The sequence below is a fragment of the Janthinobacterium sp. SUN073 genome (assembly GCF_030397665.1).
GTDB lineage: Bacteria > Pseudomonadota > Gammaproteobacteria > Burkholderiales > Burkholderiaceae_D > Janthinobacterium.
On record NZ_JAPUBT010000001.1, the window covers coordinates 115,984 to 141,743 of the forward strand.

General features: G+C 63.4%; 12 protein-coding genes. All 12 read right to left on the bottom strand.

The window, feature by feature from the left end; all coding sequences use genetic code 11:
- Nucleotides 1-12: 12 nt before the first annotated feature.
- On the bottom strand, nucleotides 13-1,611 hold the full coding sequence (locus O0882_RS00620; protein ID WP_289944467.1) for a tetratricopeptide repeat protein: 1,599 nt from the start codon (nucleotides 1,609-1,611) through the stop codon (nucleotides 13-15).
- Nucleotides 1,612-1,734: 123 nt separating this feature from the next.
- A complete protein-coding gene (locus O0882_RS00625; RefSeq protein WP_289944468.1) occupies nucleotides 1,735-3,672 on the bottom strand; it encodes a phospholipase D-like domain-containing protein in 1,938 nt (645 codons plus the stop codon).
- Nucleotides 3,673-3,697: 25 nt separating this feature from the next.
- Nucleotides 3,698-6,472, bottom strand: coding sequence for a type VI secretion system Vgr family protein (gene tssI / locus O0882_RS00630; RefSeq protein ID WP_289944470.1), 2,775 nt, complete (start codon nucleotides 6,470-6,472; stop codon nucleotides 3,698-3,700).
- Between the two features lie 140 nt (nucleotides 6,473-6,612).
- Entirely contained in the window at nucleotides 6,613-8,760 is a 2,148-nt protein-coding gene (locus O0882_RS00635) for a S46 family peptidase (RefSeq protein ID WP_354670235.1), read from the bottom strand.
- Nucleotides 8,761-8,847: 87 nt separating this feature from the next.
- Nucleotides 8,848-10,977, bottom strand: coding sequence for a PAS domain S-box protein (locus tag O0882_RS00640; RefSeq protein ID WP_289944474.1), 2,130 nt, complete (start codon nucleotides 10,975-10,977; stop codon nucleotides 8,848-8,850).
- Nucleotides 10,974-13,568 (bottom strand): chemotaxis protein CheB, encoded by a 2,595-nt coding sequence (locus O0882_RS00645; RefSeq protein ID WP_289944476.1) that lies wholly within the window; start codon nucleotides 13,566-13,568, stop codon nucleotides 10,974-10,976. The genes O0882_RS00640 and O0882_RS00645 overlap by 4 nt, the downstream gene beginning before the upstream one ends.
- Nucleotides 13,569-13,697: 129 nt before the next feature.
- Nucleotides 13,698-15,119: an efflux transporter outer membrane subunit gene (locus O0882_RS00650; RefSeq protein ID WP_289944479.1), complete on the bottom strand. Its 1,422-nt coding sequence runs from the start codon at nucleotides 15,117-15,119 to the stop codon at nucleotides 13,698-13,700.
- Nucleotides 15,116-18,352, bottom strand: coding sequence for an efflux RND transporter permease subunit (locus tag O0882_RS00655; protein WP_289944481.1), 3,237 nt, complete (start codon nucleotides 18,350-18,352; stop codon nucleotides 15,116-15,118). The genes O0882_RS00650 and O0882_RS00655 overlap by 4 nt, the downstream gene beginning before the upstream one ends.
- A complete protein-coding gene (locus tag O0882_RS00660) occupies nucleotides 18,349-21,468 on the bottom strand; it encodes an efflux RND transporter permease subunit (protein ID WP_289944484.1) in 3,120 nt (1,039 codons plus the stop codon). Before O0882_RS00660 ends, O0882_RS00655 begins: the two co-directional genes overlap by 4 nt.
- Nucleotides 21,465-22,841 carry an efflux RND transporter periplasmic adaptor subunit gene (locus O0882_RS00665; protein WP_289944485.1) on the bottom strand — a complete coding sequence of 459 codons (1,377 nt, stop codon included), beginning with the start codon at nucleotides 22,839-22,841 and terminating at the stop codon, nucleotides 21,465-21,467. The genes O0882_RS00660 and O0882_RS00665 overlap by 4 nt, the downstream gene beginning before the upstream one ends.
- 407 nt (nucleotides 22,842-23,248) lie before the next feature.
- On the bottom strand, nucleotides 23,249-23,788 hold the full coding sequence (locus O0882_RS00670) for a GNAT family N-acetyltransferase (RefSeq protein ID WP_289944487.1): 540 nt from the start codon (nucleotides 23,786-23,788) through the stop codon (nucleotides 23,249-23,251).
- 75 nt (nucleotides 23,789-23,863) lie between these two features.
- Nucleotides 23,864-25,738 (bottom strand): signal peptide peptidase SppA, encoded by a 1,875-nt coding sequence (gene sppA, locus O0882_RS00675; protein WP_289944489.1) that lies wholly within the window; start codon nucleotides 25,736-25,738, stop codon nucleotides 23,864-23,866.
- Nucleotides 25,739-25,760: the final 22 nt, after the last annotated feature.

Consider the following 25,760-nt stretch of genomic DNA (forward strand, 5'->3'; position numbering starts at 1 on the left):
TGCCGCGCCGCCCTATCCGATATCAGGAAGAGATACATCCATCAAATGCCACGTCACCTCGTCGTCAGGCAAATCGAGCAGCCAGTCGCGGCGTGGTCGCGGGAACGGCGCGCCTTGGGTCAGCCAGGCCTGGCGCCAGTACTGGTTGACGATGGCCTGCAGCGGATGGTCGGCCGCTACCCACGGTTGCCAGACGCCGCTGACCGGACAGGCTTGCCCGCAAGCACAGCTCAACCATGGCTCGGGCCGCGCCACCTCGCGCAGCAAGCCGTGCACCGCGCGCGGTTCCACTGCCCCATGGTTATGCCGTATCGTCAGGCACTGTTCCCACGTCACGGGGCCATAACGGCTCTTGCCAGCGGCATCGAGCACGCTGAAATGGCGGAACTCTTCGCCTTTGCGCAACAGCCGGGCCGGTTCCGTCACACCATGCCCACCGGCGGGTTGCCAGTATGCGGAAAATGGCGCGGTCGGCGCGTCGCTGTGCACGCCGGTGGGATGCAGCGCATAGTCGGCGGCCAGGAAATATGGCTCTTTTGAAAGCGAGGCGGCGCTTGGCTTCGGGATGGCTGGCGGTGGGCGCACGCCCATGGCGGCATGCAGCAAGGTATCCCTGTCGCCATTCCAGGGCGGCAGATCGGCGGGGGGCAGTGGCAATACCTTGTCCAGATTAGGAAAGCGCGCATTGGGATTGAATCCCAGTTCACGATTAAGTACGCCGTAACGTTCCGCTCTCGCTTTATCAATGTAAGGAGCCAACATGGTTGCAAGATTAAATGGATCTCCGAACTCAATCTCCAGTTTGTTTGCGCACTTTTCGCAGCCGAATGCTACTCCCTCATGTAGAACTTTAAGAGCAAGTGCTTTAGTTTCTGGCGTACGCGGCCCGCTAACTCTCCCTGAGGCCATTCTCGGGGAGGCATACATGTAAGATAAATTATATGCAACTGGTCCGTACCCTTGTGAAAATGCACATTCCATCATTTTTATTGCAACAGGAATATTAGCCCAATACCCTGCACCTTCATTTGCAGGACCCACATTTAGTTTATCTGACAAAAAATCCATCGCTTGAGGATTACCCATCTGTGCTGCCTTTTGCCAGAAGGCATAGGCACGCGTGATGTCGCCGTTGACACCCGTGCCATTCGCATAATACGTTCCCATCCGGTCATACGCCGCCGGTATCCCGAGTCGCATCGCCTTTTCAACCAGTTGCACCGCTTCTTCCTCGCCATGCAAGGGATCGCGCCCTTCCACATACAAGCTGGCCAGATTGAGCATCGCCTTCCAGTGCAATCGCTCTGCCGCTTGACGCGTCAGATCAACGATTTTTTTGTAATCGCGGTCTTCCACGAAAATTTCAGGGTCTTCCATGGCGCGCGCTTCGAGAAACCAGTCCTCCGCTTGCGCATCGATGGGTGGCACCTTGCTCGCCTCGGTTTCACAGATAAAATCCGCGACATGCGGATTGAAAAGTGGCAGGCTTTGGTTGCGTGGCAAGACTTCTTTCGTGTCGTTCGACATTTTGCAGGCGCCTAAAGAGAAACTCAGGATAACTGCCGTGATAAAAAATGACAGGGGAAGGGGGAAATTTTTATACTTCTTCATGCTCAACCCAAACGTAACGTTGAACTACGGTTATCTTCCAAGGGAAGCAAAAATCCGGTCATTTTCTTGTGGTCCGCACTTGCAGAATCAGATTTTTTCCTGCCGCGATTTTCTCCCATCAATTCAACCCATTTCCCGAACGCCGACACAATCTCCGCCTTCGTCCCCCCCCCCTCCATCGACCAATCCCCCGCTATGCATGCGCCACACCCGCTTGCGCAAATCACTGGCCACGCGGCGGTCGATGGTGGCGATATTGATTTCGCTGTCGACGGCCATGCTGCGCTGGTTCAGGTTGGCGCTGCCCAAGGTCATGAACACGTCGTCGACCAGCATCAATTTGGAATGGATGTAGATTTCACGGTAGCGCCAGCGGTCATTGTCAAACGCGCTGACATTGAGCATGGCCACCGATACCTTCAGCCCGAATTCGCTCTCGAGCGTCATCACGCCGGGTTTATTGATGCCGTTGGCGTGCCGCACCACATCGGGCAATTTGACTTCAACCTCGTTGGTGATGCCGAATCCGCCTCTGACACGCCGGGTTTTCGGTCGCTTGTTGTAGTCGTCGATCATGGTGTTTTGGCCCGTCATGCCAGCGTGCTGCCCCAGCGCCGCCAGCGTGTCGTGGGTGCGCGGCACCATCTGCGCCCGTTCGGGCACCGGGATGACGATGAACACGTGCATGATCGGCATATCACGCATGGTCTTGCCCGCTTTCAGGCTTCCGGCCTTCCAGGCGGCGACCACCTTCTTGCGCTCGGCCAGCAAGTGCCGGGCCCATTCTTCATACTGGAAATACTGGTTTTCCACATACAGGTAGCCGGCCGCCAGGCTGGCCTGGGTCACCGCGCGAAAATAGGTTTCCTTGATCGTCTTGTCTTGTTCCTCGGGCTGGGTCAGGACGATCTGCACGGTGGAGTCGTCCGGTTCGGCCTTGCGCAACAGCCGCGCCGGTGGGCTGCCACATGGCAACTCCCAGCTAACACAGTCGGTGGAAGCCGAACGCGTGCGGTCGTCGATAGCGCGGTCCCATGCCTTCACGAAATTGTTGTACAGCGCGATGAGCGCACGGCCGCCGTCGATGCGGCAGGCGTAATCCTGGTACGGTTTCAGCGTGGCGAACCCGCCGTCCGCGGCCATTCCCTGCAAACACTCGCGCCGCTCGTTGACGCCGCCCTGTTCGCGGCGCGTATCGTCGAGCAGATGGGCCGTCGTGTCCCAATAATCGGTCACCGAGTTCAGTCCCATCACGTAACCGACGGCCTTCGCCCCCTCTTCGTGGTCGAAATCGATCAGGACCGGCTTCTGGTGGTGCGTGCCCAGGTATTGCATGCCAGGTTTTTCGATTTCCCCCATCGTCAAGCCGTGCGGCTGGCTTATTTCCGACGCGATACTCTTGCTGATCGCGGTGCTGTCGCCGTGCCGCAAGCGAATCTCCAGGCGCCCCAACAAGCCATGGAGCGCGGCCGCATACCAGCTGTGGCAATATTCTTCACGCGCCAGCATCGGGATATCCTCGGGCCGGACGATATCGCCCCTGAAAGCACTGCTTAAAACAAGTTTTTTCCTGACTGCCTCCTGCAACATCGCCAGGCTGGCTTTTGCGCTGATGTTCTCAAAGCGCTGTCCACCGGTTTTCCATGGCGAGGTGCCGTGCGAATAACCCGGCATAGTACGCGCTATCGGCGAACCGATCCGGTCATACCAGATCAGCAGGCGCACCCTGAGGTGACGCCGCGAGGTGGCGTCGATCAGCAAGTCGCCAAACGTGTCGCCACGCGGCCAGGTGGCGCTGTTGCCGCGCACCAGTTCCATGCCCGGGTCGAAGCCCCAGCAGCACAGGTCGATCGAATGTTTAGCCCTGGCGATCTCGGCGGCGATGTCGGCGAACCCCTCCTGTCCGCAAATGAACAGCGTCAGCTTGTTGTTGTGCGTGATCGGGTGGCTGGCCTTGCCCTTCAGGTTGCGGTTTTCCAGCAGCCACTGGAGCGCACTCGTCGCAGTGCGTCCGACTTCGTCGATATGGGTAGTTTCGATGCGACCGCTCGATTCCGGCATGGCGCTCTCCCGTCAGTGTCGTGAATCATTGAACCCCGCGGCCATCGGCGGTGTCGTCAAACGCGCGCAAACCGCGGTTCGACAGCTTGTGTTCGCCGTCCGGCGCCGCGTTCGGGTCGAAGCGTGCGCTCGCTTGCAATGAAAACTCTTCGCCATTGCCAAGGACGACACGGTAGCGCGGCGTGCCGTCCTGGTGCGCGATCAGGATGCGGCCGAATTCGTCGGTCAGGCCTTGCTCGACTTCGGTCTCCCCGTTGTACAGCGTGTACGGCACATTGGCGTACAGGCCGCCATCCGCATGGGCCTGTATCGTATGCTGCAATTGCCCCGCTACCGGCGCGATGGGCGGTTCCAGCTCCGGTTGCGGCCGGTTCTTGGGCGCCAGCGGTTCCAGGTTTCCATGAAACAGCGTCGGCGACGCGGTAAAAAACTGTACCTTGTCGCTAATTTCAAGCATGCAATCGGCGCCATGCAGGCGCACGCCTTTGCGGCCGCGAATATTCACCCAGTCAGCCTGGCTGATCAATTCCAGAACCTTGTTGGCGACGATATCGACCGCATCGGTTTGCGCCGCAATCTGCACCGGGCCAGCTGCGGCGATCAGTTTCATGCCCGCCTTGTGGACGAACAGGCGCAGCGCTGCGCCGATGCTGGCGAACAGGCCGCCGCCGGCCGCCAGCGACAGGTCGCGCCCGGTCGTCAGCGCCGTGTGCTCGGCGCTGGCGATGTGCGTCGATTGCGCGCTCGTCGTTTCGATACCGGCCGGACTGGCCAGCACCAGATGTGGCTTCGATAGTTCGGGAAATGCGTTTTCGCCACTGCCGGCACCGCCCTTGATCGCGGCATGCTGGGCATTGAGCACATCGGCGGCGGCACCCTGCTGGGCGGCGCTTTCTTGCGCGCCGTAATGCTGCGCCAGGGCGGCAAACGCCTTGTGCCGCTCAGCAGCCTCGGCCAACCGGCGCAAGGTTTCATCCATGCTCTTGATATGCGAGGCGGCGCCAGGGCGCGCTTCGGTGGTCAGCAACATGCCGCGACCGGCGCGCGCCACGCCCCAGGCGTCTGACGCCAGTTCCCAGCCTTCGCCACGCGCATCCTTGCGCCCGCTGGCGTCTTCGATGCGGCTGATGCAGCCGAGCGACAATTGGCTGTGCTGATGATCGCTTTTCAGTTGCGCCTGGATGTGCTGGTGCGTGTCGTCGAGTACCAACTGGTTGCCGCGCACGCCGTAGCCGCCGCCAGGCATCAGCTCGGCGCTGCGCCAGCCGCCCAGTACGCGTTGCCCCGGCAAATTCCACGGCGGCGCATGCTTGCCGTTGTACACCGCACCTACGATGACGGGACGGTCGATATTGCCGTCGAGAAACTGGATCAGCACTTCCTGGCCGATGCGCGGCAACGCGATCTGGCCGAACGCCTGGCCCGCCCATGGCGTCATGACCCGGATCCATGGCGAACTGCCCGCGTCGAACTTGCCCAGCCGGTCCCAGTGAAATTGCACCTTCACCCGGCCCAGCGCGTCGGTATGGATGGTTTCGCCTGCCGGCCCGGTGACGATCGCCGTCTGCACGCCGGGCAAGGCACAAGGCGTGCTGTTGAACTGCCGCCCCGGATACCAGCGGATGCTCTTGCGGATGCAGCTGAAACGGTTTTCATAATGCGACTTCGCGCCCATCCCTGCCTGGTAATTGTTGCTGGCGATATGATCGACCGACAGGATCAGGTATTCGCGCGAGCCGATGTCCGGGCGCGCCGCTTCACCTCTGGCCGGCATGGCTTGCTTGCCGCTGAAGTGTCCGCCCAGCGTGAAACTGCGCCCGGCCTGGGCGCAGCGGTGATTGCCGCCAGCTTCGAAGTATTGCGCCTGGCAGTTATGCCCCTCCAGGCGGCGTTGCGCCAGCGCTTCGCCGTCGCCCATGTCGGCATAGCCATAGCCGGTGTTTTGATACAGTTCATGGGCAAACACGTCGCCCTGCTGGTGCAGCGCATAGCCGCTGGCGCGGCTGGCATACGGCTGCTTGTAGTTGAAGCTGGCCAGCGTGAGCGAGCCTGAAGCGATCTTCCGTATTGCCTGCCAATCGCGTATGCCGTCGCCCTCCTGCGAGCCCGCGCCGCTGCGAAACATCATCTCGTCGGCTACGCTGGCATCGCCGTCGCCAGGATCGATGCTGTCGCTCAGCCAGGTATTGTCGCCCAAACAGAGCGTATGACCGTCGGCGCGATGTTCATACCAGTAATGAATACCTTGGTCTTCCCAGCGCCGGTGCAGATGATTGTAATCGGTTTCATTATGCTGGTTGGCGCAGCTTAATATCGCTTTTTCCTCATGCAGCCGGTTTTGCCAGTCGCGCTGCAAATAATGATCGAAGGTCGTTTCGCTGATATCGATGACCGTGCGTTCGTGGAACGAGACGTTGTCCATGCGCAGCCTGGAAAACGCCAGCCAGGGTTGCAGCACCATCTGGTAGAACGCGAAACCGCCATCGCTGCGTAACAAGCGAAATTCGCCGACGTAACCATTAAAATGGCGCAAGCTGCCGTCATCGCGCACCATCGAAATCGTGACCATGCGTCCCATCATCGCTCTCAGGGGAACGTGGAGATTGTCGGACAGCAGTTCGACGTCGAAGCGGAAGTCGCGTGACATTTCCTCGTGTGCCCGCAAACTGTTGACCAGCAGCGCAGTATCGGGTGGGCCATCGTCGCGCGGAAATTCCATGCGCAGCAAGCGGCTGTCCTGGGTTCTCCAGCTCGCTCCGAAAAGGCGCGCCAGATCGGCTGCCAGCTCGCCATCATTCATGTTGCCCCCTTCAAACTTGTTCCCCAGGCCCATGCTAACCATGGTGAACGCTGGCATATTGATGGAACTCAAACTAGTTGCCCATACGTAAAAAAGCCGCATCGGCCTTACGGCGGATGCGGCTTGTTTAGCGTCGAAAATTACTTCTTGGCAGCTTTCGGATACTTGATCGTCATTTCCTGGAGCAAATTATCCGCGTGGTCCACTTCCTTCATCACCCACAGCATGTAGCGGATGTCGAGATGGATGGCGCGCGTGATGGCCGTGTCGAAGTACCAGTCCTTGGTGATCGACTCATACGTCGAATCGAAGTTCAGGCCGATCAGTTCGCCACGCTTGTTCATCACGGCCGAGCCGGAATTGCCGCCCGTGGTGTCGGCGCTGGTCAGGAAGTTGACTGGCACCGTGCCCAGCACGGGGTCGTGGAACTGGCCGTAGCGTTTTTGCTTGACGGCGTCGATCAAGCCTTGCGGCGCTTCGAACGGGGCCTTGCCCGTGACTTTCTCGACGATGCCTTCCACGGTCGTGAACGGTCCCTTGGTGATGCCATCGCGCGGCGAGTACGGCGATACCGTGCCGTAGGTAACGCGCAGGGTCGAGTTGGCGTCAGGATACACCGGCTTGCCTTGCGACTTTTTCCAGGCGATCACCGCTTGCATGTATTGCGGAATCACGCGCTCCAGGTTGCCGTCGATTTCCTTGCGGCGCTCTTCCAGCGCCAGTTCCACTGGCTGCAGCTTGACGGCCAGCTGCATGAAGGCGTCGTCGGAGCGGGCCACGGCGGCCTGGTCCTTTTCCAGCCAGGCCAGGCGCTTGGCCGTGTCAGCCAGTTGCGTCTGCTGGTACAGGGCCGGCACGGCCGCTGGCGCCGGCAGCAGCGCGTCCAGGCCTTGCGGATGGCTCTTCGCCGCCAGTTGCGCGTAACGCTTCAGGCCCGCCGCAAAACGCGCCTGGTCGACCTGGTTGACATACGACTGTTCCAGGCGCGCCAACCGGGCCTTGATGAAGGCCAGGTCGCGCTGCTGGAAGCCCGATTCGCGCTCGGCGTCCGCTTTCTGGCGCTCCAGCGACAAACGGTAGACGGTGCGCGCGCTTTTCAGCAAGTCGCTGTTGGTGGCCACGGACCAGGCGAACTCTTCTTCACTGAGGGCCATGTCGCTGGCGATCGCCGCGTCCAGTTCGGCCAGCAGGGTAGCCGACACATTCGGCTGCTTGGCGTACCAGGCGCGGAATTCGGCATCCTGCACGTCCTTGATGGCGGCGATGTCCTTGCGCGCAAAACCGTCGAGCAAGCCCTGGGTTTTCTTCAGCACGTTGTTGATGCTTTTCACCACGCTGGCATAGCGCACGGCGGAGGCGGCGTCACCCTGCGTCGCATCGGCCATCACGGCCAGGTCCGCTTGCAGTTCGGATACTTTCAGGGGGAAAGCCGTATCGCGCGCGAAGCGGATTTCCGCCGGCAGCTTGTAGCGGCTGGTGCGGCCGGGGTAGCCCGCCAGCAAAATGCCATCGCCGGCTTTCAAGCCTTCGGCCGAGACCACCAGGAAGTCCTTCGATTTATACGGCACGTTGTCGGGCGACGGGTCGGCCGGACGGCCATCCTTGCCCACGTAGGCGCGCAGGAACGAGTAGTCGCCCGTGTGGCGCGGCCATTCGTAGTTGTCGATGTCGCCGCCGAAGTTGCCGATCTTGTCCGATGGCGCGTACACCAGGCGCACGTCGCGTATCATCATCTGGCGGATGCGATAGTACTCGAGGCCGCGGTGGAAGGCGGGCACGGAGCAGCGGTACATCTTGTCCGTTTCGCATTCGGCGATCAAGTCCTTGACGCGCTTTTCCACCGCTTCGTGGCGCGCGCGACCCGTCATGTCGGCCGTCAAGCCTTTCAGCACGCGCTCGCTGACGTTCTCGACCTTGTCGGTCACATACACGAGGCTGTTCGGACCGCCCGGCAGCTCGCCAGCGCGCGTCTTGGCCAGGAAGCCGTTGGTAATGTAATTGTGTTCCGGCGTGGAATTGCGCTGCACGGCGCCATACGCGCAATGGTGGTTCGTCACCACCAGGCCCGCGTCGGAGACGAAAGCGGCCGAGCAGCCGCCCAGCGAGACGATGGCGCTCATCGGATGCTTGCTCAGGTCGGCCAGTTTTTCCGCAGGTATTTCGATGCCGACCCGTTTCAGGTCGGCTTTCAGCTGTGGCAGCTGGTGTGGTTGCCACTGCCCTTCGTCGGCGTGTGCGCCGGCGAACGCGCCCAACAAGGCGACTGGTAAAACGATTGTTTTGAACAAGATATGCCCCTCCATAAATAGCAGGCGAAAGTATAGCCTGTCACAGGGGCCTGAGTCGGCAAAAATTAACGCATTGCAATTTCTGTATCAGGCGGCCGGCCGCCCCGCTCCCGGCAAGGGAATCTGCAGGGACAAACGGCAACCGGCGCCCGAGGCCGGCATGCCCACCTCGAAGTGGCCGCCCAGCGCCGTCACGCGCTCGGCAATGCCGATCAGGCCAAAGCACTGCTTCTTGCGCTGCTGTTGCGGCGTGATGCCGATGCCGTTGTCGCTGATGACCACATACACGGCGCAGGCATCCGAACTGAGCTCGATCTCGACCTGGCTGGCCTGGGCATGGCGCATGACGTTGCTGAGCGCTTCCTGCACGATGCGGAACAGCACGATCTCGACCTGGCTGCCGATGGCGGCAAACAGGGCCTCGTCGCGTATCAGCAGGCGGCAAGCGACGCCGCTGCGCTTGCGGAAGTCGCCCACCTGCCATTCGATGGCAGCCTGCAAGCCCAGGTCCAGCGCCATCGGACGCAGCTCGTTCATGATGCCACGCACGCTCTTGATGGTGGTGTCGACATTGCTGAGCACGGCACCAACGCGGCGGTGCAGGCGCGGATGGGAACCTTCCGTGCGCGCGCTGAGCATGGAAATATCGATGCGCAGCGCCAGCAGGTTTTGCCCCAGTTCATCGTGGATATCGCGCGAAATGCGCTTGCGCTCGTCTTCCTTGGCCGTTTCCAGGTGCAGCGCCAACTGGCGCAGCTGCGCATGCGACTGGCGCAACGCGCTATCCATCAACTTGCGCTCGGTAATGTCCGTGTGCGCCACCACCACGCGCAGCGGCCCTTCGCCGAGGAAACGGCTGATCCTGGCCTGCGACCAGCGGGGGCCTGAGCGCGTGGCAAATTCATACTCGAGCGCAAACGTGTCGGCCGTGCCCGCAATCACGGCGCGGATGCCGGCGGACAGCTCGCGTCCGGCGCTGCGCTGCCAGCGCGGGTCCGTCTCGCAGAATTCCAGGTACTGCAGCGGCCGTGGCGTGTGCCCGACGAAGGCCAGGCACGCCTGGTTGGCATGCACGACGCTGCCCGCCTGGTCCAGCACCAGCACCCGGTCCGTCAGCGAATCGATGGTGGCGTGAAAGAAGCGCTCGGCATCGCGCAAGGCTTCCTGTGCCCGCTCGCGCTGCTGCACTTCCAGCTGCAGATGCTGGTTGGCGCGCAGCAACTCGGCCGTACGGTCGATGACGCGCTGGTCCAGTTCGCGGTGCAGTTCGCGCAAGTCCGCTTCGGCCAGCTTGCGCTCCGTGATATCGGAAAACACGCCGACAAAGTGGCTGATGCTGCCATCCTGGCTGCGCATGGGTGTGATCGACAGCGACTCGACGAAGCGCTCGCCATTCTTGCGCCGGTTCACCAGTTCGCCATACCAGCTGCCATCCTGGTGCAGGCTACGCCACATGGCTGCATAAAAATGCGGCAAATGCGTGCCGCCGCCGAGGAAGGACGGATCGCGCCCGATGGCTTCCTCCGCCTGGTAACCGGTGATGGCGGTGAAGGCGGGATTGACGGAAATGATGCGGTTGGCGCTGTCCGTCACCAGCACGCCTTCGCGTATGCTGTTGAGGATGACGAAGGCGCGCCGCAAGGCCGATTCGCGCGCATGCTCGTCGCCCAGGTCCGTCACCAGCATGCGCGCCGTGGCGCTGGCCGCGTCGAAATTGGCCTCGATGCGCACCATGCCGCCCATGCCGCCCGCTTCGCCTTCGAACAGTTGCGCTTCGAGCACCTGGCGCGCGCCGCTGGTAAAGACGGCATCGAGGAAGCGGCGGAAGCCGCCCTGCGCCTGCGGCGCGACGAATTGCTCGAAACGCCGCCCCAGCAGCTGGTTCTTGTCGCGCTGCAACAAGCCGCAGGCCGCCACATTGACACGCGTGATGACGCCCTCGCGCGCCAGCGAAAAATAGCTGACGGGCGCCTGTTCATACAGCTGCGCATAACGGTCGCGGCTGCTTTCAAACTCATTCTTCAGTTGTTCCAGCTCGGCCAGGGCCGCACTCTGCATTTCCAGCTCGATCTGGCTGACCTGCAACTCATGCAGCTGGCGCATCACCTCTTCATTCGACTGCGGCGGCGCTACGGACTGGCGCTGCTGCGCCGCCAATTGCTCGGCCTGCTCTCGCAACTTGGCCGGCCCGCCCCCGGCGTCGAATGGTTCGCTCATGATGCGCTCTCTCCCGCTTTCCCGTCTGCCGCGGCGCCGGACTGGATTTGCCGCAACTGGGCTTCCAGCAGTTTCGATTCCGTAATGTTGATGAAGGTCACCACCACGCCATCGATCACATTTTCCACCGTACGGTACGGCATGATGCGCACGTTGTACCAGCGTCCCGTCTTGGTTTCCACTTGCCGCTCGCAAAACACCAGGCTGCGGATCACTTCCAGCGCATCGTCTTCCAGGCCCGGATAATCGAGGTCGTTGACGATGTCGCTGAGCGGGCGGCGCAAGTCCGTCTGGATCAGCTTGTAGATTTGCGTGGCCGGCGCCGTGAAGCGGCGGATGCGCAGCTCGCTGTCGAGGAAAATGGTGGCGATATCGGTACTATTGAGCAGGTTTTTCATGTCGCTGTTGACGAGCGACAAATCGTCGACCTTCGATTGCAGCTCCGCATTGACCGTGTACAGTTCTTCGTTCAACGACTGCATTTCTTCCTTCGACGTGGTCAGCTCTTCGTTCGCCGATTGCAGTTCCTCATTGGTCGACTGCAATTCCTCGTTGGCCGATTTGAGCTCTTCGCGCGAGGTCTGCATTTCGTCGCGCACGGCCTGGATTTCATTGCGCGCCTGGATCAGCTGCTGCTCCAGCTCCAGCATCTTGGGGCTCGCCGAGCGGCCCCGGCGCGGCGTCGCCGCCAGCGGCACGCTGGCAAACGTGACGAAGACCATGCCGCAGAGCGCTTCGGGCTGGCGCAAGGCTTCCGCCGTCAGGTCCACGCCCTGCGCCTGTCCGGCTTGATCCTTGAACACCAGGCCTGTCAGGCGTACCAGGCTGTCGCTTTGCAGCGCCTGCGTGATCAGGCCCGCCAGCTCGTAGCGCAAGCCCTCGCGCGCCATCGCGTGAATATTCCAGTTGGCCTTGCCTGCCGCCGGTTCCAGGAAGGCGCCCGTGCGGCCGTTGATGTACAGGATATCCCCCTCCTGGTTCAGCAGCACGGCCGCAGGCGAATATTTCTGGAGCAATAATTGCTCGACATGGGACTGGATTTTTCCGGGCATGCTGACGTCTCTCGTGTCGCTGGGGGGAGGAGGAGTGGCCGACGACACCTTCGTGGGAAAGTACGTCAGCAAGCGCTGGCGAGCCAGGTTGTCGAGGCGCCGGTACAGCCGGGTCGATGTGGTCAGCGGCGCGAACAGCTCGGAAAAATGTCCCGGCGTGTCGGCACTGCCCAACAGTAAAACGCCATCGCGGTTCAAGGCGTAATGAAACAGGGGAATCAAACGCTGTTGCAGCTTGGCATTGAGGTAAATCAACAGATTGCGGCAGCACAGGATATCGAGCTTGGTGAACGGTGGATCGGAAATGATGTTTTGCTGGGCAAAGATGATCATGTTGCGGATCTCTTTCCTGACCAGGTAGTCGTTCTTGTCCTGCAAGAAAAACCGTTCCAGGCGCTCGGTCGACACTTCGCTGCTGATCGTTGATGGAAAACGGCCCTGGCGCGCGCGGTCGATGGCGTCGGCCGACAGGTCGGTGGCAAAAATCTGCAGGCTGTATTTCGACGGCGGGTTGCTGCTGGCCACCACTTCATGGAACACCATGGCCAGCGAATAGGCTTCCTCGCCCGTGGAACAGGCCGGTATCCAGGCCTTGAAAGCGCGCCCGTCCGGGTGGGCCGCCAGCATTTGCGGCAAAACCACCATCTTCAGGTACTCCCACACCTTCGCGTCGCGGAAAAAATTCGTCACGCCGATCAGCAATTCCTTGAACAGCAGGTCGATTTCCGCAGGATTGTTACGCAGATAGGGAATGTACTCTTCCATCGACGTCATCTGGTACAAGCTCATGCGGCGCTCGATGCGGCGCAGCACCGTATTGATCTTGTAGTCTGAAAAACTGTTGCCCGTATGTTCGGACAGCAAGGCGACAATTTCCTGCAATGCATTGCGTCCGCTCGGCTCCTTGCCCGGCAACGCCAGAAAGCTGCTGCGAAACAGGTAACTGACGATCTTTTCCGGCATCTTGTCGGGAAAATCGACGAGGTCCACCGCGTCGGCGGAAATCGCGCTTTGCGGCATCATGTCGAACTTGGCCGTATCGGGATGCTGGGCCAGGGTCAGGCCACCGGCCTGCTTGATGGCCTGCAAGCCGCGCGTGCCATCGCTGCCCATGCCGGACAGAATCACGCCCACGGCCAGTTCGCCCAGCTCGGCCGCCAGGCTTTCGAAGAAAGCATTGATGGGCAGGCGGTGGCCACGCAGCTGCAGCGGCTCGCTGAGCACAAAGTGTCCCTTGGACAGGCCCAGGTCCGCATTGGACGGGATCACATAGATATGGTTCGGCTGCAGTGCGGCGCGCTGCGTGATTTCTGTGACGGGGATGCTGGTGGCGCGCTGCAGCAGTTCCGGCAACATGGCTTTTTGCGTGGGATCCAGGTGCTGGATCACCACATAGGCGATGCCGCTCTGTGGCGACACATGCGTCAGGAAAGCGATAATCGGGTCGAGACCACCGGCCGACGCGCCGATGGCCACCACGGGGAAATCGATGGCGGCCACCTCAGGCGCTGGAGCTTTGCTGTGTTTGCTGCGTGTCATCGTCGGCAAGAATGCAGCCACGGCACGTGCGCCAGGCTGGCGGATGAATAATCTTGCATTCTAGCACCCAAGGCGCACGGCAAAACGCGAATTTGGCGCAGGTTTTTCAGCCTGCGCCAGCCCGTCCCCCTACTGTGCCTGCGGCGTATGCCAGCCGCCGCCCAGCGACTGGATCAGGGCCACGGCCGTCGTCTGGCGGTCCGCCTGCGCCTGCACCAGCGAACGGCGCGCCGACAGGGCCGTCACTTGCGCCGTCACCACGTCCGTGTAGCCGACCTGGCCCGCGTTGTAACGGTTCAGCATCTGCTGCTCCACCTGGTCGGCGGCGGACGACGCCTGCTGGCGCAAGGCCAGCTGCTCGGCCAGCGCGCGCGTGGCCGACAACTGGTCTTCCACGGCGCCAAAGGCACTCAATACCGTCTGGCGGTAGCGCGCCACGGCCGCCGCATGCCCCGCCCTGGCCGCGTCCACGCTGGCCGTGGTGGCGCCCGCGTTGAACAGGGTTTGCGCGGCCGACACGCCCAGCGACCACAGGCTCGACGAAGCATTGAACAGGTCACCGACACGGCTGGCGCCGGAACCGTAGGAACCCGTCAGGTTCAGGCTCGGATAGTAGGCGGAGCGGGCGATGCCGATCTGCTCGTTGGCCACGGCCACCCTGCGCTCGGCGGCCGCGATGTCGGGACGGCGCTGCAGCAGGGTCGACGGCACGCCCAGCGGCACCTCGGGCACGGTCAGGGTCCACGGCGCCACGGCCAGGCTGAAGTCGGACGGCGCCTTCCCCAACAGGATGGCAATCGCGTGTTCCAGCTGCGCGCGGGCACGCGTCTGGCTGGACAGATCGATCTGCGCATTGGCCAGCTGCGTCTGCGCCTGCAGCAGGTCGGACCTGGCGGCGATGCCGGAGTTGAAGCGGTTGCCGGTGATCTCGAGCACGCGCTTGTAGCCATCGATGGTGGCGTTCAGCAGCGCGATCTGCGCATCGCTCTGGCGCAGCGAAAAATAATTGATGGCCAGCTCGCCCTGCGCCGACAGGCGCGCCGCTGCCAGGTCCGCCGCGCTGGCTGCGGCACTGGCGTCGGCGCCCGATACGCCCGCGCGCAGGCGGCCCCAAATGTCCGGCTCCCACGAGGCGCCGATGGCGGCCTTGAAGTTGTTGTTCGTCTGCTGCTCGCCCCCGCCGCCGGAGCGGGCGCCGCTGCCCGTCAGGTTCACGGTCGGGAACAGCGAGGCGCGCTGTTCGCGCACCAGCGCGCGCGCCTGCTCGTACGCGGCGATGGCAGCGGCCACATTCTGGTTCGATATGTCGATGCTGTCGGCCAGCTGGTTCAGCTGCGCATCGCCGAACAGGGTCCACCACGGACCCCGTTCCAGGGTGTCGGCCGGCGCGGCAGGCTGCCAGCCGGCCGCCTCCTTGAACGTTTGCGGCGCGGCGGCCGCCGGCGTTTCATACGCGGGACTGACGGCGCAGCCGGCCAGCAGAACAGCAGCCGCCAGCGCCAGCAAGTGGCGTGCGGGGACGGTCGATACGATAGGTTTTACTTGCTTCATGATTGTGTGCTCGGGTTATCTGGCCCAGGAATGCGGCTCAATTGCTGCTCGTCGGCGCCGCGCGTGCGCAGCTTGTCGAGCAGGATGTAGACCACCGGGGTGGTCAGCAATGTGAGTAACTGGCTGGCAATCAGGCCGCCGATGATGGCGACCCCCAAGGGCTGGCGTAGCTCCGACCCCTCGCCGAAACCGATCGCCAGCGGCAAGGCGCCAAGCGCCGCCGCCAGGGTGGTCATCAGAATGGGGCGGAAACGCAGCAAACATGCCTCGCGCACCGCTTCCACCGCTGTCAAGCCGCGCGAACGCTCGGCCTCCAGCGCGAAGTCGATGATCAATATAGCATTTTTCTTGACGATACCGATCAACAGGAACACGCCGATCAGGGCGATGATGGAAAACTCCATGCGGAACAGCAGCAAGGCCAGCACGGCGCCCACGCCGGCCGACGGCAAAGTCGACAGCACGGTAATCGGGTGGATCAGGCTTTCGTACAGGATGCCCAGCACGATGTAGATCACCACGATGGCCGCCAGGATCAGCAGCGGCTGCTCCTTGTTGCTGTCCTGCGCACTCTTGGCCGAACCCTGGAAGCTGCCGCGCACATTCACCGGCATGCCGATTTCCGACTCCGCCTGGGCCACGGCCGCCTGCCCGTCGCTGAGCGGATAGCCGTCGGCCAGGTTGAACGACACGGTGGTGGCCAGCTCCCCGCCCTGGTGGTTGATGGACGTGGCCGTGGAGCTTTCCGCAAAGCTGCTGAACGAGGACAGCGGCACCATGTGCGCCAGGGTCGTGGACAGGGCCGAGCCGCTGGACGGATCGCGCGCCGCCGTCGTGTTCGACGTCGTCGCGGTGACGGCTGAAGTGACTACGCTGGTGGTCGTGCTGACACCGGCCGCGTTGGAGGCCGGCACATACACCGAGCGCAGTGCTTCCGGGCTTTGCGCATAGCGCGGCGCCACTTCCATGATCACGTGGTACTGATTCAGCTCATCGTAGATGGTCGCCACCTGGCGCTGGCCGAAGCTGTTGTACAGCGCATTGTCGATGTCGCGCACCTGTACGCCCAGCTGCGTGGCGCGGTCCTTGTCGATGGAGACAAAGGTTTCCACGCCGTTTTCCGCCTGGTCCGTGTCGACGTCGATCAGGGCCGGCTGCAGCTTCATCTGGTCGGCCAGTTTCGCCGCCCATTTTTTCAGGTCCGCCTGGTTGTCGCTGATCAGGGTGTACTGGTACGTCGAATTGCTGGAACGCCCGCCCATGCGCAAATCCTGCACGGGATTGAGGAACAGCGAAATGCCCGTCACCTTGGCCAGCTGCGGGCGCAAACGGGCGATCACGGCCTGGCCCTTGTCGGTGCGCTGCGAGGCCGGTTTCAGATCGATGAACATGAAGCCGCCCCCTGCCCGTCCGCCGCCAGTGAACCCCACGACGGTGGCGACGGCGGGATCGTCCTTGATGATGTCGACCAGCTGGCGCAATTTACTCTGCATGGCCTGGAACGAGATGCTCTGATCGGCGCGCATGCCGCCATTGATCTGGCCCGTGTCCTGCTGTGGGAAAAAGCCCTTGGGCGCGGCCGCGAACAGATACACGTTCAGGCCGACGACGAACACGAGGATCGTCATCACGAGAGCGGCGCTGGACAGGGCCCAGTCCAGGCAGTGTTCATACACTGTCAGCATGCGCTCGAAACCGCGTTCGAACCAGCGCGCGACCAGGCCGGGCGGCTTGTGCTGCTGGCCGCTTTTCAGCAGCCAGGCGCACATCATCGGCGTGGTGGTCAAAGAAATGACCAGCGAAATCATCACGGCAGCCGACAAGGTGACGGCAAATTCGCGGAACAGCCGCCCCACCTGCCCGCCCATGAACAGCAGCGGAATGAAGACGGCCACCAGCGACAGGCTGATCGACAGTACCGTAAAACCCACTTCGCGCGCGCCCAGCAGGGCCGCCTTGAAACGGTCCATGCCGGCCTCGATGTGGCGCTGCGTGTTTTCCAGCACCACGATGGCGTCGTCGACGACAAAGCCGGTGGCCACCGTCAGCGCCATCAGCGACAGGTTGTTCAGGGAAAAGCCCAGCATGTACATCACGCCAAAGGTGCCCAGCAAGGAAACGATGGTGGCGACAGCCGGGATGATGGTGGCGCGCACGCTGCGCAAAAAGGCGCTGACCACCAGCACGACGAGCACGATGGACAGGATCAGCGTGAATTCGATCTCGTGCAGGGACGAGCGGATGGAGTTGGTGCTATCGGACGCCACCTGCAGCTTGATGTCGCCGGGCAGCTGCGCCTGCAGCTGCGGCAGCAGCGCGCGCACGCCATCGACCGTGGCGATGACGTTGGCGCCCGGCTGGCGCGTGATCAGCACGATGACGGCCGGGTCGCCATTGAACAGGCCCAGGGTATTATTGTTCTCCACGCCGTCGACCACGTCGGCCACGTCGTCGAGGCGGATGGCGGCGCCGTCGCGCCAGGCCACGACCAGGCTGCGGTAGTCGTTTGCTGAGCGCCCGCCCGAAGCCGTCGCCGCGCCCGAATAGATTTGCAGGCTGCGCGCGTCGCCGGAGATCGCCCCCTTGGGACGGTTGGCGTTGCTGGCCTGGATGGCTGCGCGCACGTCTTCCATCGACACGGCATAGTGATTGAGCTGATAGGGCAGCAATTCCACGCGCACGGCCGGCAGCGAGCCGCCGCCCAGTTCCACGTCGCCCACGCCTTTGACCTGTGCCACCTTCTGCTGCACCAGGTTCGACACGGCATCGTAGATCTGGCCCGGCGTGCGCGTTTTCGAGGTCAGCGCCAGGATGATCACGGGCGCGTCGGATGGATTGGCCTTGCGGTAGGTGGGGTTGCTGCGCAAGGTGGCCGGCAAGTCCACGCGCGCGGCGGCAATGGCCGCCTGCACTTCGCGCGCGGCCGAATCGATCTTGCGGTTCAGGTCGAACTGCAGGTTGATGCGCGCCGAACCCGTGCCCGACGACGACGTCATCTCGTTCACGCCCGAGATCACGCCCAGGCGCCGCTCCAGCGGCGTGGCCACCGAGGTGGCCATGGTCGCGGGGCTGGCGCCGGGCAAGCTGGCGCTGACGGAAATGGTCGGATAGTCGACCTGCGGCAGCGGCGAGACGGGCAGCACGAAGAAGGCGCCGATGCCCGCCAGCGCGATGCCGATGGTCAGCAGCACGGTGGCGATGGGGCGCTTGACGAACGGTTCGGACAGGTTCACGCGGCGCTCCCCGCGTTATTGGCCGGTTTGTCCAGGCTCACGCCCCGCGACTTTGGCGCGAAACGCTGGCCCAGGCGGTCGAAGCCCAGGTAGATGACGGGCGTGGTAAACAGGGTCAGCACCTGGCTGACGATCAGGCCGCCGAAGATGGCCAGGCCCAGCGGACGGCGCAACTCGGCGCCCTCGCCCCAGCCCAGCATCAGCGGCACGGCCGCGAACAGGGCCGCCAGGGTGGTCATCAGGATCGGGCGGAAACGCAGCAGCGCCGCCTGGTGGATGGCTTCCTGCGGACTCTTTCCTTCATCGCGTTCGGCCTCGATGGCAAAGTCGATCATCATGATGGCGTTCTTCTTGACGATGCCGATCAAGAGGATGATGCCGATGATGCCGATCACGCCCAGGTCCTGCCCGGAGATCATCAGCGCCAGCAAGGCGCCCACGCCGGCCGACGGCAAGGTCGACAGAATCGTCAGCGGGTGGATGTAGCTTTCGTACAGCACGCCCAGCACGATATACACGCAGACGACGGCGGCCAGGATCAGCCACAGCTGGTTCGACAGCGAATTTTCATACGCGCCTGCCGCGCCGAGGAACGTCAATGTCACCGATGGCGGCAAGGCGATGTCTTTCGCCGCCTGGCGGATGGCGTCGACGGCGCTGCCCAGCGCCACGCCTTGCGTCGTATCGAAACCCAGCGTCGTGGCGGGGTATTGCGCCACGTGCGTGATTTGCAGCGGCGCCTGTTTTTCACTGACGCTGGCAAACGCGGACAGCGGCGTCGACTTGCCGGAACCCGTGCGCACCTGCAGTTCCGCCAGATCGGCCGGCGTGGTGACGATGCCAGGCTGCGCTTCGAGGATCACACGGTACTGGTTGGTTTCCGTGAAAATGGTCGAGATGATGCGCTGGCCGAAGGCGTTATATAAGGCGTCGTCGACGGTGGCCGTGGTCACCGACATGCGCGCGGCACTGTCGCGGTCGATGGCCACCGTGACGGCGGCGCCCGTGGCGCCCGCGTCCGTGACGACGTTGCGCAACTGCGATTGCTCGCGCATGCGCGCCGCCAGCTTGCCGGCCCACTCGGTGACGGTGGCCGTATCGGCCCCTTCCAGCGAGACGCGGTACTGCGTCGGGCCCGACTCCGCATCGATGGTCAGATCCTGCGTCGGCTGCAGATACAGCGTCACGCCAGCCACCTTGGCCACGCGGTTGCGCAGGCGTTCCATGATCTCATCCTGGCTGCCGCTGCGCGGACGCTTGAGATTGATCAGCATGCTACCCGTATGCAGCATGGTGTTGTTGGCCGCATCCACGCCCACGAGGGAACTCAAGGTATCGACAGCGGGGTCTTCCAGCAACGCGCTGGCGGCGGCCTGCTGCAAGGTGGCCATGCGTTCGTACGAGACGGCTTGCGAGGTTTCGATGCGCGCCTGCAGCTGGCCCGTGTCCTGCGTGGGGAACAGGCCTTTCGGGATGGTGATGTACAGGATGACGGTCAGCAGCAAGGTGGCCAGGGCTACCAGCAAGGTCAGTCCCTGGCGTTTCAAGACCCACACCAGCGCATGGTCGTATTGCACGATCACCTTGTCGAGGAAGGCCTGGATGCGCTGGCCCGTGGCGCTGACTTTTTCATCGGCGTGGCTCTTCAGCCAGCGCGCCGACATCATCGGCACCAGGGTCAGCGAGACGACGGCGGAAATCAAAATCGTGATGGCCAGGGTCATGGCAAATTCGCGGAACAAGCGGCCCACCACGTCGCCCATGAACAGCAGGGGAATCAGCACGGCGATCAGCGAGACCGTCAGCGAGATGATGGTAAAGCCGATCTGCGACGCGCCCTTCAGGGCGGCCGCCATCGGCGTTTCGCCCTCTTCGATGTAGCGGGCGATATTTTCGATCATGACGATGGCGTCATCGACGACAAAACCCGTGGCGATCGTCAAGGCCATCAAGGAGAGGTTGTTCAGGCTGTAGCCGAGCAAATACATGACGCCGCAGGCGCCGATCAGGGAAATGGGCACGGACAGGCTGGCGATCACGGTGGCGCGCATGCTGTGCAGGAAGGCGAAGATCACCAGCACCACCAGCAGCACGGACAATAACAGTTCCATTTCCACGTGTTCGACGGAAGCGCGGATGCCCGTGGTGCGGTCGCTCAGCACATCGAGCTTCATGGCCGCCGGCAGGCTGGCCTGCAAGTCCGGCAGCAGGGCCTTGATGGCGTCGACCGTCTTGATGACGTTGGCGCCGGGCTGGCGCTGCACGTTCAGGATGATGGCCGGCCGCTTGCCTGACCAGGCGCCCAGGCGCGTGTTTTCCGCGCTGTCGACGACATTCGCCACGTCAAGCAGGCGCACGGGCGCGCCGTTCTTATAGGTGATGATCAGGCGCTTGTAGTCTTCCGCCGTCACCAATTGATCGTTGGCGTTGATGGTAAACGAACGCGTGGGACCATCGAAACTGCCCTTCGCGCTGTTGACGTTGGCCGCCGCGATGGCGGTACGCAGGCTGTCGAGGCCCAGACCGTACGAGGCCAGCAATTTGGTGTCGCCCTGGATGCGCACGGCGGGACGCTGGCCGCCCGACAGCGAAACCAGGCCCACGCCATTGACCTGGCTGATCTTCAGCGCCAGGCGCGTGTTGACGATGTTTTGTACCTGCGTCAGCGGCATCGTGTCCGAGGTAATCGCCAGTGTCAGCACGGGCGCGTCGGCCGGGTTGATCTTCGCGTACACGGGCGGCGCCGGCAAGTCGGTGGGCAGCAGCGAGCCGCCCGCGTTGATGGCGGCCTGCACTTCCTGCTCGGCCACGTCCAGCGTCTGGCCCAGGGTAAATTGCAGGGTGATGAGGGAGACGCCGGCCGCGCTGGTGGAACTCATGCGCTGCAGGCCCGACATCTGCCCGAACTGGCGTTCCAGCGGCGCCGTGACGGTCTGCCCCATGACTTCGGGACTGGCGCCCGGGTACAGGGTCTGCACCTGGATGGTGGGGAAGTCCACCTGCGGCAAGGCGGCCAGCGGCAAGAACTTGAAGCCGACCAGCCCCGCCAGCACGATGGCCAGCATCAGCAGCGCCGTGGCGACGGGGCGCTTGATGAAGGGAGTCGATGGACTCATTGCGCTGCGCCCTTCGCTGGCGCGCTAGCTGGCACTGCGGCTGGCGCGGATGCGGAAGCCTCTGCCGATGCGCTGGCCGCGCCTTCAGCCTGCTGGCGGCGGTGGCGGCGTTCGCCGTTCGCACCCGTTGCGCCGCCCGCGCCTGCACCGCGCGCGCCGGCAGGCTTGTCGCCCGCCAGCGTGACTTTCGCGCCTTCCTTCAGGCGGTCGGCGCCTTCCGTGATGACTTGTTCGCCCGCTTCCAGGCCGGCGCGAATTTCCACCATGTCGGTGGTGGCCTGACCGCGCGTGACCATGCGCACGGTGACGGTTTTATCGGCTTTCAGCACATACACGAAGTCGCCGTTGTTACTGTGGCGCAGGGCCGTGACGGGCACCAGTACGGCGCCCGTGATATTGCCCAGTTCCAGGCGCACGTTGACGAACTGGCTGGGGAACAGGGCCATCTTGTCGTTCGCGTAGCGGGCCTTGGCGCGCACGGTACCCGTCTGCACGTCGACCTGGTTGTCCAGCGCGCTCAAGCCGCCCTTGTCCAGCGTGTGCGTGCGCGTGCGATCCAGCGCCAGCGCTGCCAGGGCCGAGCCGGCATTCAAGCGCTCCTGGATGGTCTGCACTTTATCCTGAGGCACGGAAAACTGCACGTCGATGGGCGACAGCTGCGTCACCACCACCACGCCGCCCGCGTCGCTGGTGCTCACCAGATTGCCGATATCGACCACTTTCAAGCCTGCGCGGCCGCTGATCGGCGACACCACTTTTGTATAACCCAGGTTCAGCCTGGCCGTGCCTTCGGCGGCGCGGTCCGTCATGACGGTGCCTTCCAGCTGTTTCACCAATGCGGCCTGCGTATCGACATCCTGGCGCGCGATGGAATCCTGGCCCAGCAGGGTTTGATAGCGCTTCAGGGTCAGGCGCGCGTTTTCCAGCTGCGCTTCATCGCGCTGGCGCTGGCCCGTGGCCTGCATCAGCGCCATCTCGAACTGCGCCGGGTCGATCTGCGCGACCACCTGGCCCGCCTTGACCATGCCGCCTTCCTTGAATTTCAGCTCCTTCAAAATGCCCGACACTTGCGGGCGCACCGTCACGGTGGACGCGGCCGTCACCGTGCCCAGCGCATCGAGCACCACGGGCAAGTCGGACTTCACGGCCGTGGCCACGCCCACGGTGGTCGATGGACCGCCACGGCGCCCGCCCGGGCCACCTGGCCCGCCAGGGCCGCCCATGCCGGGGCCGCCCTGGGCGCTGGCGCCCGAGTGGGTCAGGTACCAGGCACCGCCCCCCAGCGCAGCCATCACGGCCAGCGCGATGACCGTGCCGACGATTTTCGAACGGCGGCTGCGCCGCGCGGTGTTGGGTGTTGTCTGCGAATCCATCGCTTATCCTTGTATAGGCCGCTGGCACGGCGAGTCTGTGGCGCCGGCCGAGGTGGAACACACTCAGGCCGGACGACCGTTTTTCGGGGTTGTTTCGGTACACAGCCGGGGGAGTCAAGAGCTGAAAATCAGCTGAAAAAAAATCGCTCCCTAGCGTGAAACGACTCTAGCATAGTCATGTATCTGTTTCATTTCTACTTGAAACAATTACACACAGCCAGGCTGGCATGGGAGGGGCAGGAGGACCGGCTGGCGTGCCTGCGCTGTGAGGGAACGGTGGAAAAATCAGGCTTGCGGGGCGGTGCGCCCCGACGCCAGCGGTGCGCGGGCGACTCGCATGCGGATACAAACTCGCTACAAATCTCCCGCCATCGGCCTTGACCTGGCGCCACGCGGGCCGTTTACGCTTACAAGGTCATGCCGAGGATGACATCCTGATAGTCGGTGCGGCCCACGCGGAAGGTGCGCCGGCCCACCTGCGCAAAGCCGCAGCGCGCATAAAACGCCAGCGCATCGTGGTTGTCCGCATACACGCCCAGCAGCACCCTTCCCGCCCCGCTGGCGCGCGCCTGGCTCACCGCCGCCTGCATCAGGTGCTGGCCCACGCGCTGGCCCTGGAAGCGGTGCAACAGGTAGATGCGCTTGATTTCCAGGTCATTCGGGCGCGGGTCGGCCACCGGCAGGCCGGCGGGGCTGAGCACCAGGTAGCCGACGGGCGCGCCGCCGGGCGTGGCTTCGGCCAGCCACAGCCGCATGGCCGGCAGCGCCAGCCAGTCGCGGTACAGCTGCACGTCGTGCTGGCGCTGGCAATGGGCGATGACGTCGGCGCCATCGAGGATGCCGGCGAACGCTTCAAGAAAAGTGGCTTGCCCCACCAGCGCCAGCGCCTGTTCATCGCCCTTGACGCAGGGGCGGATGGTGATGGCCGTGTCAGTGTGTGTATTCATGTCGCTTGCCATAGTCTGCTCTGCATAGAAAACAAGCCGGGCGAAGCCGGCTTGGGTAGGTTGTTGATGTGGGGCTTACTTGCCGCCGAGTGGTACCTCGCACAGGCAGTGCGTGAGGGCCATGAACGGTTTGTGTTCGCGCGTGATGCCCGACAGCCAGGAGAGGTCCTGCGCCATGCCCAGCGCCGCGTCGGCCGGCAAGCCCGTCGTGGCCAGGCCCAGCTTCACGTGCTCGCCCAGACCCAGCGAGGCCATGGCCTTGGAACCGAACATGCCGATCAAACGGTCCACGTTCGACGTTTCCTGCTCCAGGTAAGTCACGCGATAGTCGCTGCCCAGCTTGGCGCGCTTGGCGGCCGAGGCCAGCGCATCGCCATAGCTGCCGATGCGGTCGACCAGGTTGCGCTCTTTCGCCTGCAAGCCTGTCCAGACGCGGCCCTGCGCCACTTCATTGATCTTTTCCGGCGTCGTCTTGCGCGCCTTGGCGGCCAGGTTCAGGAAGTCGCCATACACGTGGTTGATCGAACCCTGGATCACTTGGGCGAAGCGGGGGTCGAGCGGACGCAATGGGTTGCCCGCGTCGGCCAGCCAGGTGGTGGGCGAGCCGGCTGTGTGGATGCCCAGCTTTTCCACCACCTTGTCGGCCGTCGGCAGAATCGCGAACACGCCGATGGAACCGGTGATGGTGGCCGCGTCGGCGATCACTTCATCGGACGAGGTGCTGATCCAGTAACCGCCCGAAGCGGCCACGTTGCCCATCGAGACGACCACCGGCTTGCCGGCGGCGCGCGTCAGTTCCAGTTCGCGGCGGATCAATTCCGAGCCGAAGGCGCTGCCGCCCGGCGAATCGACGCGCAGCACGATGGCCTTGATCGATTTGTCTTCGCGTGCCTGGCGGATCAGACGCGAGGTGGACAGGCCGCCGATGGCGCCCGGTGGCGCGATGCCGTCGCCGATTTCACCGGAGGCGATGACCACGCCGACGGCGTCGCCCATGTGCACGGGTCGCAGGCGTGCCAGGTAGTCCGTGTAATTGATCTGGCGGAAGTTCGTGCCTTCCGTATTTTTGGCGCCGCGCGCCATCATGAACTGGCGCAGTTCATCGCGCGTTTTCAGGCCGTCGACCAGCTTGCCATTGAGCGACAGCTTGCCCAGGTCGCCGCCTGCGGCCGTCATCATGGCGGGCAGGTTGTCGATCGTTTGCATGATGGCGCCGGCCGGCAGCTTGCGCGCCTTTTCCACGTCCGTCGTGTAGGTGCTCCACAGGCCGTTGTTCAGGTAGCGGTCCGCTTCGGCCGCCGCTTCGGACGGGCCGTTGGCGATGAAAGGCTCGGCCGCGCTCTTGTACGTGCCCACTTTCAGCAGGTTGACCGTCACGCCCACCTTGTCGAGCGCGTCGCGGTAGTAATTGCGGTAGCGGCCAAAGCCTTCCAGCATGACGCCGCCCATAGGGTGCAGGAATACCTCGTCGGCCTTGGCCGCCACCAGGTACTGGCGCTGGTTGTAGCTGGAACCCCAGGCCGTGACTTTCTTGCCGGTGGCGCGGAAACGTTCCACGCCGGCCGCCACTTCGCGCAGCGATGCCAGGCCGCCGCCCTGCAGCTCGTCGAGCAGGATCACCATGGAGCCAATGTTCTTGTCCTTGGACGCCGTGTCGAGCACCGCCAGCACGTCGCGCAACTGCACGTTTTTCTTGACTTCGCCACTGACATTGGCCAGCACCGCCTCGCGCACGCCGCCCGGGGCTTCCTCGACCAGCGGGCCTTGCAAGTCCAGCACCAGGGTGGTCTTTTCCGCCAGGGGCTTGGCGCCGCCGCCAAAGATGGCGATCAGGATGGCGATGACGATCAGCAGGAAAATCAGGTTGATGACCGCGCGGCGGGTGGCGTCCAGCGCGCGCCAGAATGCGCCAAAGCCGCGGCGCAGCGGCGGGAAGGGGTTGAGTGACATTGATGCTCCGTGGGGTTATGTA